We start from the raw sequence: 12,276 nt of genomic DNA, 5'->3' as shown, positions 1-12,276 counted from the left end.
TCTCTCTCGGAGCTTCTCGAATGGCCGGTGGGCCGTGGATCCGCGCGTTGGCCGCCGGCCCAATGTTCTCGGTCGTCGTACCGGTCGAAAGTGGCCCTTTCCGGCCTAGCCTCGGACCAGTTCCAGCCACATTCACAGGAACGAGTGGAGTGATGATGGGAATTGTGCGCACCATGCGCGCGGTGCTGATCGGGGCGACCGCCGTGGTGATGGGCGTGGTCGGCACCGCCTCCGCCGCGTCCGCGGGCGGCGGCGGAGCAGCGTCGACCTGCGTGAATGGATCCGCAACCGTCCCGATCGGTCTGCTGTCAATGGCGACGATGGCGGGCCGGCTCTGCACGCCCGCGGGCGGCGCCGACACGGTCGTGGTGTTGGTGCCCGGCGCGACCTACACCGGGGTCTACTGGGACTTCACCTATCAGCCGGGGACCTATTCGCAGGTGCGGTCCCTGCTGTCGGCGGGCTTCGCGACCTACACCGTCGACCGGATCGGGACCGGTGCGAGTTCGAAGCCGCTGGCCGCCCTGGTGACCGTCAACAAGCAGGCCAAGGCGGTGAATGCCTCGATCCAGAAGCTGCGCGCCGGTGCCATCGGCGGTGTCGCCTTCGACAGGGTCGTCCTGATGGGACACTCACTCGGCTCGCTGATCTCGATGGAGGCCGCCGCGACCTACGGTGGTCTCGACGGTCTGGTGGTGACCGGGATGACCCACTCGGTCAACTTCTTGCTGGTCGGCGAGTTCCTGCTCAGCTTCACCTCGGCCCCGCTGGACCCGGCGTTCGCCCCGAGCGGTCTCGACCCGTTGTACCTGACGACCCAGCCCGGGGTACGCGGCGGACTCTTCCACTCGGCCAGCGACCCCGTGCCGGCCGTGGTCGCCGAGGACGAGGCGACGAAATCGGTCCTCGCCACTGGTGAACTCACCGAAGGTGTGATCCGGATGGTCCTGTCGAAGTCGCCCGCCATCACCGCACCGGTGCTGGTGTCGATGGGAGCCGAGGACAAGCTCTTCTGTGGCATGGTGACCTCGGTGTGTGGCTCCTCGGCCGCGCTGTTGGCTGCGGAGGCGCCACACTTCCCGAACGCGGCCTCGCTCTCGGCCGACGTGACGCCGGTGGCGGGCCACGATCTCACCTTGGCCCGGAACACCGGCGACTACCAGGCGGCCGTCGCCGCGTGGATCGCGGCGAACGTCTGATCTCGGCTGATCACCTCGGCGGCGCTGGCCGGAGAATTCCGACCGGCGCCGCTGGCCGCATCAGCCGGGCAGCGGGACGACCGCGATCGCCGGCTCGACGATGCTGCCCAGGTAGAGCAGGCCCGCGTGCTCGCCGACACCGGTCACCATGTGGAACGCGTCACCCGACGCCTGTAGGTCGACCACCGTCGCGCCATCGGTGTCGAGCCCGAGCACCCACATGGTGCGTGGTGTCGGGGGAACCAGGGCCGCGGGCAGCCGCCACAGCGCCCGGCGGACGAAACCCGGCTTGCGGTGCGCCCAGTCCAGCACCGGCATCCGCGGGGTGGGCAGGGCCAGCCAGAACCGCCCGTCGGACCCGGTGCTGAGGTTGTCCGGGAACCCGGGCAGGTTGTCGACGAAGACCTCGTCCTGGCCTGCGCGCGGCCCGGTCAGCCACACACGCCGGATCCGGTACGCGCCCATCTCGGCGACGAGGACGAACGATTCGTCGGGCGCCAGGGCGACCCCGTTGGCGAAATGGAGACCATCGAGCATCACCTCCACCGCCCCGGTGGGATCGCGGCGTACCAGCCGCCCGGTCCCCGTGTGGTCGACCAGGTCCCACACGTGGTTCGCCAGATCGTAGACCTGGGAGGAGTCGCTGAAGTAGATGGTCCCGTCGTTAGCGACGGCGGCGTTGTTGCACAGGCCCGCCCGGTAACCCTGCCGCTCGTCGAGCAACGAGTCGATCCGGCCGGTTGCCGGGTCAACCCGTAGCAGGCCACGGTACGCGTCAGAGACGACGAGCGTCCCGTCCGGTACCGTCTCGACTCCCAGGGGCCTGCCCCCGGTGTTCGCCACAACCTCGAACGTGTCGGTTCCCGGGCGGCTACGGACGATCCGGCCGTCGCCGAGCCCGCTGTACAGCACTCCCGCCGCGTCGAACGCGACATCCTCCGGACCGGTGCCCGGTACCGGCAGGAGGGTGTACGCCGGCATCGGCAGTGTGCTCGTTGTTGCCCTGGCGCGAGCGGACATCCTCGGCGGCGTCCACACCTGGGCATTGATCGTCTGTGCCGTCATGTCGGTGTCCCTTCAGGTCATGATCTCATTTGTTCTGAGGTCAGCAGAGCCCAGATGCAGGAGGGCTGGACGTTCGCGACACCTCGTTGGAGTCGGCTGGCCACCGGCGCCGCTGTGGGACGCGTGTCGTCAACCTCCTGCCCCACAACACCCAGATCGGCGCGCCCAGCCTCGGCGCGGACGTGAGCCGAGATCTCGGTGGCTCTCTCGGTCGGCGGTCACCGACCCGTGGCGGACAAGGTATCGGTCGTGCTTTCGGTGGCCTCTCGGTAGCGGGCGCCACGACCTCGGATAGTTCTGGGTTCCAGCCGCAGCTCACAACTGGTGTAGTGCAGCTACAGAGCTGCGGCTCATCGATGATTCGAACGCATGAGCGGCAGCGTTTCCACCCGAAGGAGGAGTCAATGTCCAACCAGGAGATGTCGGTAACCGTCACCGGGATGCAGCGCGCCGAGGGTGCCTTCGAGGCGGCGCTAGGCAGCGCTCGTACCTCGCTCAACGCCGTGCAGACCGAGGTCGCCACGCTCGGCGTGGCATGGACCGGCGAGGCTGCCGGGCGGTTCAACCAGTCGCTGCACCGGTGGTGCGGTGAGTACCAGGACATCACCGTCCAGCTCTCCACCATCCTGGAGGCGCTGCGCTCCAGTGGGCAGGCGTTCGCCACCAACGAGCGCGCCGCCATCGACGCCGCCGCCGGCGCGGTTCGTGGCCTCGAAGGCCTCTGATCCACCCCCAAACGACCAAGACGTTTTGAGCTACCCCGAGGGAGACGTGCCATGAACTACACCGTCAGCTTCAGCCGCGTCCAGAGCGTGCTGGCCAACATGGAATCCATCAGCAAGCAGATCGAGAGCACGCTGCGGGGCCTGGAGCAGGACACCGAGAAGAACCTCGGTGAGTGGAACAGCGAGGCGAAGGTCGCCTACCGCGAGTGCAAGATGCGGTGGGACGCCTCCGCCGCGCGGATGCCGCAGATCCTCGCCCAGGCGCACCTGGCGCTCGGGGAGATCATGCAGAACTACAACGCCGTGGATCGCGCCGGCGTCAGCACCTTCGGCGGCGTCCGCTGACGCGGACCGCCGACTAGATACGCCGAAGGAGGACGTGCGGCCCATGAGTGACAGCGATCCCAGAGCGGCGGCGAAGACTGCCCGTAATGTCCAGGAGAACACCAACAGGGCGGCCGCCGAGGCCAACTACCAGCCGAAGGACTGGAGCGGCGAATATGGCATGTCGCCCAACCGGATTCTGGTCACCCCGGACAAGGCGGTGGTGCCAGAGATCACCACTTTGCGCGCGGACGCCCAGAACGGCGACATCGTGGTCGACGGCGGAGCGATCCGGCAGTTCGCCGGCATCGTCGAGGGGTTGATTCCGTACTGCGACCGCGGCCTAGCCAAGCTCAGGCAGGTCAAGGTGCTGCCGGGGAACTTCTACGACGCTGACCAGATCGTCACGAAGGTGGGTACGGCGGCAACCGGCGGCCTCGCCAGCGCGTACGTCGAAAACCTGGTGAATCTCAAGGCCGCACTGGTCACGTTGGCCCACGGCCTCCGCGACATCACCGACAAGTACGACTCGGTCGAGACACTCAACGCCGAGGCGGGCGCCGACATCAGTTCCCTCATCGCGGACATCAAGTCGGAGCTCCCCGTCGGCGCGGCGATGCCGGGCCAAACCCCCACCACCAAGAACTAGCGCCGGCCGGTCGCACGTCCGATCCGGGGAAGCCAGGAGCCAGGGGACAGACGATGGTCAAGCAGGATGACAGGTACAACGCCACAGTCGGGTCGGATCGCGAATTCGACTCCTGGTCGTGGCGTCAGATCATGGCCGCCATCACCGGTGGTGCGGCCATGACCGAGGCGCGGCGGGAAGCCGTCAACGACGTCAGCAAGCCGCACACCCTGGTGGAGGCGGCGCAGGCGTTCCACGAGGTGGCTCTCCTGCTGACCGCGGTCCAGGGCACGATCCGACAGAACACCAAGATCCTCGCTGGGGACGGCGGCCTCTGGCGGGGCGCGCTCGCCGACTCCTTCCGGGGCGCGATGGAGATGATGGACAAGAAGCTCCAGACGCACGTCGACCAGATCCGGGACAACCCGTCGCGGACCAGGCCGGTGCCCGAGGGGCTGCTCGACGCGGCGGTCAAGCTCGATACCGCCATCGCGAAGGTCAAGGCGATCGACAACCACTATGCCGGCGCTGCCCGCAGCGCGGGGGCGTCCGTGCACGACGGGCTCGTGCACGTCTCGGAGAAGCCCGAGGTCGTGGACATGATGACCCGGGACATGAAGCGGGTCATCAAGGAACTCGCCGCGGGCTACGAGTTACGGCACAGCGTGCTCAAGCCCGCACCGGTCACGAACTTCAACCCGATGGGTGGTGGCCCGGGAGGTGGGGCCGGCCTGCCGGTCGGTGTCGACGGACTGCCCACCGGTGGGCCTGGGCTCTCCGGAATGGGGGGTGGGGGCTCCGGCTCGGGCCTGCCCCCCGGGGTGACGGCCTTCCGGCCGGAGGGATCCGCGTTCGACTCCTGGACCGTGCCCGACACGACTCCCAGTGCCGGATCGTCGGCGGGGATCACCCCCTGGGACGGAAAGTCCGGGATGCCGGCGGTGGGTTCGGCCGCCGACCTCGGCCTGCCGTCGAACACCGATGCGAACACCCGCCTTCAGGGCCTGCCGGCGGGTGGGCTGACCGTCGGCGGGGCGCCCATGGGTCAGCCGTCGCTGCCCACGGGCCCGGGCGTAACCCCATGGCCGGGCACGGGCGTCAACCCGTCAGGTGTCGGCGGCCTCAACCCCGTCGGAGTCACGCCGTTCGTGCCCGGCGCCGGCCTCACCGGCGCCGGTGGCGGCGGGAAGATCGGCGGGTTCTCGGGCACCGGCGCCGGTGGCGGCGGGAAGATCGGCGGGTTCTCGGGCACCGGCGGTGGTGGCGGAGGCACCGGTGTCGGGAAGTTCGGTGGGCTCGGCGCCGCCACCGGCACGCAGGGCGCTGGTGGCGCGGGGCAGTTCCCGTCCCGTCAGGGCGTCGGCGCCGCACCCGGTATGCCCGGCCCCGGATCGGTGGGGCCCGGGCGGGGGCAGGGTGGCTATCCGATGCCGATGGGCGGCATGGGCGGCGGTATGCCCGGCGCGGGCGGCGCGCCGGGCGGACAGGAGCGACAGCGCTCGACCTGGCTGGTCGAGGACGACGACGTCTGGTCGTCGGACAGGCGCACCGCTCCGGGCGTCGTCGGCGGGCGTACCGAGGAGTGACGTGATCCGTCCCGGATTCCGGAGTCCCCCGCAGCCGCCGGCCGTCGGGGGACACCGGCCCTGGCCTCGTTGAACAGAAGGGAAAACTCGGATGAGTCTGCGGGCATTCCGGATCGGTGCGGCAATCCGCCGGCTGTTGGTCCCGGCAGCGGTCGTCGCGGTGCTGCTGCCCGCCGCGCCTGCCGCGTCGGCGGCGCGGGCCGTCCCGCCGATCGACCAGCCGGGTGGGCTTGACGCGGGCAGTTGCCTGCCGCCGTCGGCCACAGTGGCCGCCGAGAAGCCGTGGGCGCAGCGACGACTCACCCCCGAGCGGGTCTGGCCGCTGACCACCGGCGCTGGGGTGACCGTGGCGGTCGTGGACACCGGTGTCGACGCGTCGGTCCCCCAACTGGCCGGGCGGGTGCTGCCGGGTGCCGACGTGTGGAGCCCAAAGGGAACGGGGAACAGCGACTGCCTGGGCCACGGGACGTTCGTGGCCGGCATCATCGCCGCCGCCCCCAGGACCGGTTCCGGTCTGGTCGGTGTCGCACCCGAAGCGGTGATTCTTCCGGTGCGACAGAGCAACGACCGGGGCGAAGGCTCGGCGGAGGGCCTTGCCCGGGCCATCCGCTACGCAGCCGACGCCGGGGTGCGAGTGATCAACGTGTCCCTCTCGTCTTTCTACAGCACCGCGGCGCTCGTCGACGCGGTCCGTTACGCCGAGGAGCGGGACGTCGTGGTGGTGGCTGCGGCCTCCAACGAGGGCGCCAACGGTAACCCGGTCGCCTATCCGGCCGCCTATCCGACTGTGCTGGCGGTGGCCGCACTGGATCCCAGTGAGAAGGCCAGCACGTTCTCCGCTTCGGGGCACCACATCTCGCTCGCCGCGCCGGGCATCGACGTCGTCAGTACCGGACCGCGCGGAGCGGGGCACTACGTGGGCAGCGGTACCAGCTATGCCGCGCCCTTCGTCAGCGGTGTCGCCGCGCTGGTCCGGGCACGATTTCCGCACCTGACCGCGGCCCAGGTACGCGAGCGGATCACCCGTACCGCCGACCATCCCAGCCGGATCCTGCCCGACGACGGGCTCGGCTGGGGTGTGGTCAACCCCTACGCCGCGGTGGCCACGGAAGTCCTGCCCGGCGACGGAACCGGGCCCGTCACCGCGATCCGAGGTGCGGACCTCGGGCCGATCACGGCCGCCCCGGACGACGACGGCAGCACCCTGCTGGCCCTGCTGGCCGTGGCGGTCGGTCTGACGGCCCTCGGCGTCGCCATCGCAGTTCGCGTGGTGACGCCCGCCGGCCAGGCGCGACGATGGAGGGCCGCCGGGCACGCCTCACCCCGTACATCATCTCGAAGGCGGACAGATGAGTAGCGTCGTGCGTACCAGGGGGCCCCGCGCGGAAGGACCGGCGTGGCCCGCTGGAGAAATCGAGTTGCAGGAGCCTCCGGAGTTGCCCGAGGCCCAGGCTGCGGACATGGCGTCGCTGATCACCATGGCGCCGATGGCGCTCGGCTCCGGCGCCATGATGATGATGTTCGCGTCGCCCGCGGCTGGCCCGACGATGTACATCGCCGCGGGCATGATGGGCGTTTCCAGCATTGGCATGCTGGCCGGGCAGCTCGTTCGGCCCGGCATCGAACGCAAGCGCCACACGAACAGCGAACGCCGTGACTACCTGCGCTATCTGGCGCAGGTACGCAAGAAGGTGCGCCGGGCAGCTCAGTCGCAACGCGAGGCGCTGCTATGGACGAATCCGGATCCCACCGCGCTGTGGGGCATGGTCGCCGGCGACCGGCTCTGGGAACGCAGAACAACGCACGACGACTTCGGCGAGGTGCGGATAGCCACCGGACGTCTGGCAGCCGCGCTGCGCCTGACCCCGCCGACGACTAAGCCCCTGGCCGACCTGGAACCGCTTTCGGCACTGGCGCTGCGCCGCTTCATCACCACCCATTCCACCGTCGATCGGCTGCCGGTCGGGCTCCGGCTGGGCGCGTTCCCCGTGGTCGCGGTGCGGGGCAGGGACCCGGAGCTGGTGCGTGGCCTCGTCCGGGCGATGCTCGCCCAGTTGGTGCTCTTCCACGCCCCGGACAATCTCCGGTTGGCCGTGATCGCCGACGACCAGCACGCGCCGGAGTGGGAGTGGATGAAGTGGCTTCCACACGCACGGCATCCCACCGTGGCCGACGCCGCGGGCCAGAGCCGGCTCTACGCCCGACATCCGCAGGAGCTGCTTGATCTGCTGGGGCCGACCTTCCTCGACCGGTCGGGCTTCGACCTGAACAGCACCGTGACCCCCGACGAGCCGATGTTGATCGTCATCGCCGACGAGGCCGACTATCCGGTGGACTACCGGCTCCTGCTGGGCGGTCTGCGCAACGTCGTGCTGCTCGACATCCGGTTGCGCGAGACTGCCTTCGCCGACGATGTGGGTAACCCGGACGTCGCGGTTGCCGCCGCGCTCACCCTCGACGTCCGACCGGACGCGCTGGAGTCCGTGGTCGACGGTGTGCGCAGCGGCCTGGGCAGACCCGACCAGTACAGCCGGGCGTGGGCCGAAAGCCTGGCCCGGTCGCTGAGCCCGCTGCGGACCAGCAAGACCGGTGATGGCGGCGAATCGCTGGAGTCGTCGTTCGACGTGACCAGGCTGCTCGGCATCGGTGATGCCCGCGCCTTCGACGTCACCGCCCTGTGGCGCGGTCCCGCTCGCCGCGATCACCTACGCGTGCCGGTCGGGATCAGTCGCGATGGGCACATCGTCGAACTGGACATCAAGGAGTCCGCCCAGGGCGGGATGGGTCCGCACGGAGTGCTGATCGGTGCGACGGGTTCCGGCAAGAGCGAACTGCTGCGCACCCTGGTCATCACCCTGGCCGCTACCCATTCGTCGGAGCATCTGAACTTCGTCCTGGTGGACTTCAAGGGCGGGGCGACCTTCCTTGGACTCGACGCGCTCAGTCACACCTCGGCGGTCATCACCAACCTCGCCGACGAGCTACCACTGGTCGACCGGATGCAGGACTCCCTGCACGGCGAGCTGGTACGCCGGCAGGAGTTGCTGCGCCGCACCGGGTACAGCTCCCTCAAGGAGTACGAGAAGGCCCGCGCCGAGGGCGCGCAACTCGTCGCCCTGCCGAGCCTGTTCGTGGTGGTCGACGAGTTCAGCGAGCTGCTAGCGACCAAACCCGAGTTCATCGACCTGTTCGTGATGATCGGCCGGCTTGGTCGGAGCCTGGGGGTGCACCTGCTGCTGGCTTCCCAACGGCTCGACGATGGGCGCATCCACCAGCTGGAGAGCCACCTGTCGTACCGGATCGCGTTGCGCACCTTCTCGGCGATGGAGAGCCGCAGCGTCATCGGCGTCGCCGACGCCTACGAGCTGCCGTCGGCCCCCGGACACGGCTACCTTAAGATCGACACGACGACGCTGGTCCGGTTCAAGGCCGGATACGTCTCGGGACCGTACGAGCCCGAGACGGTGACGGTCGACGATGTGCCACCGTACGCCCACCACGAGGTGGTGCCGTTCACCTCGGGCTTCGTGGCACGGCCCGCCGCTGCGGTGCCGCAACCGGTGTCCGAGGAGCAGCCGGAACCGCATTCGGGCACCCAGACGTTGCTGGAGGTGCTCACCCGGCGGCTGGCCGACCATGGACCGAAGGCCCGCCAGGTGTGGATGCCGCCGCTGGGCGCGTCGCCGAGTCTGGACATGCTGTTGCCGGGCATCGTGCCGCGTCGGGACCGTGGGCTGACCGCCGCGTCCTGGCCGGGCAGCGGACGTCTCCGGGTTCCCGTCGGACTGGTCGACCGGCCCTTCGAGCAGCGCAGGGACCTCCTGGTGGCCGACCTCTCTGGCGCCGCGGGGCACGCAGCCATCGTCGGCACCCTGAAGAGCGGCAAATCGACCATGCTGCGCACCCTGATCATGTCGCTGTCGGTCACGCACACCCCGCGCGAGGTGCAGTTCTACTGTTTGGACTTCGGAGGCGGGGCGCTGTCGACGATCGCCGGCCTGCCGCACGTGGGGTCGGTGGCGTCGCGGCGAGACCGGGATCGGGTCAAGCGGACGATAGCGGAGATCTCCGAACTGCTGCAGCGACGCGAGCAGGCCTTCGCCGAGCACGGTATCGACTCCATGGCCGCCTACCGCAAGCTCTGCGCGGGAAGGGTCGTCGACGACCCGTACGGCGAGGTCTTCCTGGTGGTGGACGGATGGTTCACGCTGCGGCAGGACTACGACGAGTTCGAAGCCAGGATCACCGAGCTGGCCACGATCGGGCTGGGGTACGGGCTGCATTTGATGATCACCGCGTCCCGGTGGTCGGAGATCCGCCCGTCGCTGCGGGACCTGCTGGGATCTCGGTTCGAGCTGCGCCTCGGCGACCCGCTCGAATCCGAGGTGGGCAGCCGACTGGCGGCCACCGTGCCTGCCGTTCCCGGTCGCGGCCTCACCTCCGGCGGGCTACAGTTCGCCGCCGCGCTGCCGCGACTGGACCTGCGGGTCACCGGCGACGACCTCGGTGACGCGGTAACGGCTGCGGCCAGGGAGATCAACAGCGATTGGACGGGACCACGGGCACCTGGGGTCAGGCTGCTGCCCACCCGGTTGTCCGCCGCGCGACTCGGCGCGCCGGTAGGGGACCTGCGGGTACCGATCGGCTGGGACGAGGACCGGCTGGCCGAGGTGGTGCACGACTTCTCGGCGGTGCCACACCTGCTGGTGTTCGGCGACGCGGAGACCGGCAAGACGAACCTGCTACGGCTGATGGCCAAGGCGGTCACCGACCGGTACACGGCGGACGAGGCGGGCGTCATCCTCGGCGACTTCGGCAGGAAACTGGGTGATTCGGTGCCGGAGGAGTACCGGCTCGGGTACGCGGTGACCGGGGAGGCACTCGCCGATCTCGTCAAACGGGCGGCGGTATCGCTGGAGAAGAGACTCCCCGGCCCCGAGGTTACCGCCGTGCAACTCGCCCGACGCGACTGGTGGATCGGGCGCAGGCTCTTCGTTCTCGTGGATGACTACGACCTGGCCTCCTCAGGCATGGGGGGTGTGCTGGAACCACTGGTGCCGCTGCTCGCCCACGGCGCGGACATCGGGCTGCACCTGGTGCTCGCCCGCAGCTCCTCCGGGGCGATGCGGGCGATGCTGGACCCGGCCCTGCGCCGGATGTGGGAGCTGGGCAGCCACGGCCTCCTGTTCTCCTACCCGAGGGAGGAGGGCAAGTTCCTCGGGGAGGCGCAGCCCCGACAGTTGCCCGTCGGGCGCGCCCAGCTCGTCACCCGCCGGTCCATCTCCCTGGTACAGACCGCAGTGGTGGATTCCGAATCCGAAGACACCGGTGGCGATGTCCACCCGGAACCCAGTCGGGAGTATTGATGACAAGCCTGGCGCAATCCGCAGAGCAACTCTGCCGTATCACGGTGGTCGGGCCCACCCGGCGGGTCGATGTCGCGCTGCCCGTGGCCCTGCCCGTCGCCGAGCTGTTCCCGTCGATCGCCCGGCACGCCGAGCTGGACCTGAGGCGTGAGCCGGACTGGGTCCTGCAGCGGGTCGGGGACAAGCCGTTGGACCTGGACAACACCCTGGCGGCGCAGTCTGTGCTCGACGGCGAGGTGCTGTACCTACGGCCCAGGCCCCAGGCGGCGGCGCCGGCCGAGTACGACGATGTCGTCGACGGAGTGGCCGAGGCTGTGTCCAAGCTGCCCAACCGTTGGCAGGCGACCATGACCAGGACGCTCTTCCTGGTCGCCGTCGCCGCCGCGCTGCTGATCGCCGCAGCGGGCTCGCTCGTGTCCGGACCGACTGTCGTGGAGTTCGCCGCGGCAGCTGCCGGCGTGGTCCTGCTGACCGTCGCCGCGACCGTCGCGTCCCGGGCGGCGGGTGACGCGCAGGCCGCGGCGATGCTCGGCGCCGGCGCCGTAGTCGTCGCGGTGCCCTGCGGGCTGATGTTTCCCCGGCTGCTCGGGATGGGCGGGTTTCCCAGTGGGGTCGGCGTACTGTGGGCCGGCGTGCTGGCAGCCGTGATCTGCGTCCTGGTCATGACGGGCGTGGCGGTGCGAGTCGTGCACTTCGGCTGTGCGCTGGTGGTGTTCGTCGCGGTGGCGGCCGGCGGCGCTGCCGTCGTCCTGGGTCTGACTCCTGCCCGGGCCGCCGCGCTCGTGGCGAGTGTGATGTTCGTCTTCAGCGTGTTCGCGCCGATCAACTCCGCCCGCGTGGTGGGGCTGCGCCTGCCCACCATGCCCACCGACGCCGACGCCCTACGCGCGGAGAGTAGCGGCATCGGCAGCGAGGAGCTGTTCGCCCGGGCCCGCCGGGCGGACAAGATATTCTCGGCGGTCTTCATCGCCACGGCCGTGGTCACCGCCGGTGCCTCCGGCATTCTGGCCTTCGCCGATGACTGGCGCGTCCGCCTGCTGCTGGGTGTGCTCGCCGCCGCCTCCCTGGTCCGGTCCCGGATCGAGGGCAGCGTGCAGCAACGGTTCAGCGCCGCGTTGGCCGGAGTCACCGCGTGCGCAGCCCTGCTCATCTGGGTGGTGTGGTCGGCAGGGCCCGTGGGTCGGGCAGCAGTCGTGGTGGGCGTGCTCGTGCTCGCCATCCTGCTCACCGTCGGGTCACGGCTGCTGGTGGACAAGCAACTGTTGCCCTACTGGGGCAGGGCAGCCGACATCGCCGAGACCCTGCTGGCCGTCGCCATCGTGCCGATCCTGCTCTGGGTGCTGGGCGCGTACTCCTTCGCACGCACGCTGTTCGGGTGACCGG

General features: G+C 69.9%; 9 protein-coding genes. 8 read left to right on the top strand and 1 reads right to left on the bottom strand.

Annotation, left to right across the window (positions count from 1 at the left end):
* Nucleotides 1-155: 155 nt before the first annotated feature.
* Nucleotides 156-1,199, top strand: coding sequence for an alpha/beta hydrolase (locus tag OG617_RS02735; RefSeq protein ID WP_405098383.1), 1,044 nt, complete (start codon nt 156-158; stop codon nt 1,197-1,199).
* Between the two features lie 60 nt (nt 1,200-1,259).
* Here the strand turns inward: OG617_RS02735 and OG617_RS02730 are convergent, their stop codons facing one another.
* Nucleotides 1,260-2,264 (bottom strand): SMP-30/gluconolactonase/LRE family protein, encoded by a 1,005-nt coding sequence (locus tag OG617_RS02730; RefSeq protein ID WP_405098381.1) that lies wholly within the window; start codon nt 2,262-2,264, stop codon nt 1,260-1,262.
* A 404-nt stretch (nt 2,265-2,668) separates the two neighbouring features.
* Here OG617_RS02730 and OG617_RS02725 point away from each other — a divergent pair, with 404 nt between their 5' ends.
* The 7 genes from OG617_RS02725 to eccD all read left to right on the top strand — a co-directional run bounded on the left by OG617_RS02725 (nt 2,669) and on the right by eccD (nt 12,272).
* The gene (locus tag OG617_RS02725) at nt 2,669-2,989 is read left to right on the top strand and encodes a WXG100 family type VII secretion target (protein ID WP_405098379.1); all 321 of its coding nucleotides are present in this window, start codon (nt 2,669-2,671) and stop codon (nt 2,987-2,989) included.
* Between the two features lie 51 nt (nt 2,990-3,040).
* Nucleotides 3,041-3,334, top strand: coding sequence for a WXG100 family type VII secretion target (locus OG617_RS02720; RefSeq protein WP_405098377.1), 294 nt, complete (start codon nt 3,041-3,043; stop codon nt 3,332-3,334).
* Nucleotides 3,335-3,377: 43 nt separating this feature from the next.
* Nucleotides 3,378-3,962, top strand: a complete 585-nt coding sequence (locus OG617_RS02715) for a hypothetical protein (RefSeq protein WP_405098375.1) — start codon at nt 3,378-3,380, stop codon at nt 3,960-3,962.
* 53 nt (nt 3,963-4,015) lie between these two features.
* Nucleotides 4,016-5,527: a hypothetical protein gene (locus OG617_RS02710; protein ID WP_405098373.1), complete on the top strand. Its 1,512-nt coding sequence runs from the start codon at nt 4,016-4,018 to the stop codon at nt 5,525-5,527.
* 91 nt (nt 5,528-5,618) lie between these two features.
* Nucleotides 5,619-6,884: a type VII secretion-associated serine protease mycosin gene (gene mycP, locus OG617_RS02705; protein WP_405098371.1), complete on the top strand. Its 1,266-nt coding sequence runs from the start codon at nt 5,619-5,621 to the stop codon at nt 6,882-6,884.
* On the top strand, nt 6,877-10,893 hold the full coding sequence (gene eccCa / locus OG617_RS02700; RefSeq protein WP_405098369.1) for a type VII secretion protein EccCa: 4,017 nt from the start codon (nt 6,877-6,879) through the stop codon (nt 10,891-10,893). Before mycP ends, eccCa begins: the two co-directional genes overlap by 8 nt.
* Nucleotides 10,893-12,272, top strand: a complete 1,380-nt coding sequence (eccD, locus tag OG617_RS02695; protein WP_405098366.1) for a type VII secretion integral membrane protein EccD — start codon at nt 10,893-10,895, stop codon at nt 12,270-12,272. Before eccCa ends, eccD begins: the two co-directional genes overlap by 1 nt.
* Nucleotides 12,273-12,276: the final 4 nt, after the last annotated feature.

Origin of the sequence: Micromonospora sp. NBC_01412 (assembly GCF_045040215.1) — a bacterium.
GTDB lineage: Bacteria > Actinomycetota > Actinomycetes > Mycobacteriales > Micromonosporaceae > Micromonospora > Micromonospora rubida.
This window is presented reverse-complemented; position numbering and strand designations above follow the sequence as displayed.

Coding starts and splice junctions, on each gene's coding strand:
- mycP (WP_405098371.1), top strand. CDS start 5,619: ATGAGTCTGCGGGCATTCCGGATCGGTGCGGCAATCCGCCGGCTGTTG.
- OG617_RS02730 (WP_405098381.1), bottom strand. CDS start 2,264: ATGACGGCACAGACGATCAATGCCCAGGTGTGGACGCCGCCGAGGATG.
- OG617_RS02715 (WP_405098375.1), top strand. CDS start 3,378: ATGAGTGACAGCGATCCCAGAGCGGCGGCGAAGACTGCCCGTAATGTC.
- eccD (WP_405098366.1), top strand. CDS start 10,893: ATGACAAGCCTGGCGCAATCCGCAGAGCAACTCTGCCGTATCACGGTG.
- eccCa (WP_405098369.1), top strand. CDS start 6,877: ATGAGTAGCGTCGTGCGTACCAGGGGGCCCCGCGCGGAAGGACCGGCG.
- OG617_RS02735 (WP_405098383.1), top strand. CDS start 156: ATGGGAATTGTGCGCACCATGCGCGCGGTGCTGATCGGGGCGACCGCC.
- OG617_RS02710 (WP_405098373.1), top strand. CDS start 4,016: ATGGTCAAGCAGGATGACAGGTACAACGCCACAGTCGGGTCGGATCGC.
- OG617_RS02725 (WP_405098379.1), top strand. CDS start 2,669: ATGTCCAACCAGGAGATGTCGGTAACCGTCACCGGGATGCAGCGCGCC.
- OG617_RS02720 (WP_405098377.1), top strand. CDS start 3,041: ATGAACTACACCGTCAGCTTCAGCCGCGTCCAGAGCGTGCTGGCCAAC.